The 2,167-nt window shown below is 75.4% G+C and carries 2 protein-coding genes; both read right to left on the bottom strand.

The genetic code is table 11. The features are described 5' to 3' along the window. The coding region (locus U5M74_RS16160) for a HAMP domain-containing protein (protein ID WP_410909942.1) at positions 1-990 on the bottom strand (990 nt) is incomplete at its 3' end. Beyond that, entirely contained in the window at positions 987-2,093 is a 1,107-nt protein-coding gene (locus U5M74_RS16155; RefSeq protein WP_410909941.1) for a substrate-binding domain-containing protein, read from the bottom strand. The genes U5M74_RS16160 and U5M74_RS16155, both read right to left, overlap by 4 nt. Positions 2,094-2,167 lie beyond the last annotated feature (74 nt).

Here is a 2,167-nt window from a genome sequence, read left to right as displayed (position 1 = left end):
CGTCTCCTCGGCGCCGGCGGCGACGTCGCCGTTCGCCTCGCGCAGCCGCTCGGCGGAGCCGGCCACCACGGCTGCGGTCTCGACGACGCCGGCCAGCGTGGCGCGCAGGCTGTCGCGGGCGCGGTCGAGCCCGGCGGCCATGCGGCCGATCTCGTCGCGCTCGGCCACGGACGTCTCGCGGGTGAGGTCGCCCTCGGCGAGGGCGTCGACCGTCGCGGCCACCGCCTGCACCGAGCGGTTGATGCGGCGCACCGTGGCCAGGGCCAGCAGGGCGGCGCACGCGCTCGCCACGACGAACGCCACGGCGAGCACGGCGATCATGGTCCGCGCCTCGGCCTGGCCCGCCTCCTGGATGGCGACGACGTCGGCGTCCGTCTGCGCGGAGGCCAGCGCCAGCGCGCGCCCGGCCCAGTCGGGGTCGGCGGCGACGTCGCCCGCTACCGCGGCCCGGAAGCCGGCCGCGTCACCGGCCCGCACCAGCGGCACCAGGGTGGAGTCGCGGTAGGCGGTCCACGCGTCCCAGCGGGTCCGGAAGTCCTCCCACTGCGGGGTGGCCGCCTCGGGGAAGGACTCGATCACCGCGACCTGCGCCGCCACGTCCTCGTCCACCCACGCGGACGACGTGAGCAGCTGCTCGCGGGTCGTCGGGTCGGCGTCGGCGGCTCGCTGCACCAGCAGGTGGCTGCGCGCCTGGTCCACCGACAGGTCGGCGAACGACCGCTGCAGCTCGGTGTTGAGCCGCGACATCTGCTCGAGGTGCTCCGCGGAGCGCCACAGCGCGACGGCGCCGGCGCCGCCCACGACGGAGAACGAGACGCCGAGCACGAGCAGCGCCGTGGCGACCTTCGTCGCGATCGGCCGGTCCCAGAACCACGCCCCGCGCCGGCGCGGGGCCGGCGTCGGGGCGGTCGGCGCGCCACCCGGCGTCGCGGCCGGCGGCGGGGTCGCCGACGCCGGCGGGGTCACGGGGGTCGTCGTCAGCGCGGTCATCGCAGCTCCTGGGCGGTGTAGTACCCGCTGTCCACGAGCACCTTGGTGTAGCTGTCCTCCGTGACCTCCTGCGGGGCCAGGAGGTAGGCGGGCACGACCTTGACGCCGTTGTCGTACGACGTCGTGTCGTTGACCTCCGGCTCGCCGCCGTCCAGCAAGGCCTGCACCATCTGCACGGTCACCTCGGCCAGCTGCCGGGTGTCCTTGTAGACGGTGGCGTACTGCTCCCCCGCCGCCACGGAGCGCACGGCGTCGAGCTCGGCGTCCTGCCCGGTGACCACGGGGACGTAGCCGAGCTCCGCGGTCGCGGCGAGGATCGCCTGCGAGATGCCGTCGTAGGGCGACAGGACGCCGTCGAGGCGCAGCCCGTCCCGGTACGGGCCCAGCAGCGAGGTCATCCGCTCGCCGGCCAGGTCGGCCGCCCAGCCCTGGATCGCGCCCTGCTCGCGCTGCACCTGGCCCGACGGCACGGTGAGCACCCCGGAGTCCAGGTACGGGCGCAGCACCGACATGGCGCCGTCCCAGAAGACGGTGGCGTTGTTGTCGTCGGGCGACCCGGCGAACAGCTCGACGGCGAACGGCCCGGCAGCGCCCGTGGGCTTGCCGGCGGCGTCGACGACGCCGAGCCCGCGCAGCAGCGCGGTGCCCTGCAGCACGCCGACGCGGTGGTTGTCGAACGACGCGTAGTAGTCGACGGCGTCGGTGCCGCTGATGAGCCGGTCGTAGGCGATCACCGGGATGTCGGCGGCGCCGGCGTCGGCCAGCACGTCGCTCAGCGCGCTGCCGTCGACGGAGGCGACGACGAGCGCGTCCGCGCCCGCGTCGACCATCGCCCGGAGCTGCTCGACCTGGGTGGCCGGGTCGTCCTCGGCGTAGCGCATGTCGACGTCGAAGCCGAGCGAGGTCAGCTGCGCGGAGACGTTCTCCCCGTCGCCCACCCATCGCTCGAGCTCGACGGAGGGCATCGCCACCCCGACCAGCGGTGTCTCGTCGGACGCGTCCTGCGGGCCGGTGCCGGGCGGGCCGCCCGCCTGCGGGCCGGCGCAGCCGGCCGCAAGCACGAGGACGCCCACGCCCAGCAGGGCCGTGGTCCGTGCGCGCATCGGTGCTCCTTGCGTAGTGCTCGGTGGTGCTGGGTGGTCTTGGGTGGGTGGTTCTGAGCGGTTCTGGGTGGGGC

The organism is Puerhibacterium sp. TATVAM-FAB25, from assembly GCF_046535855.1.
Classification (GTDB): domain Bacteria; phylum Actinomycetota; class Actinomycetes; order Actinomycetales; family Cellulomonadaceae; genus Puerhibacterium; species Puerhibacterium variabilis_A.
This window is presented reverse-complemented; position numbering and strand designations above follow the sequence as displayed.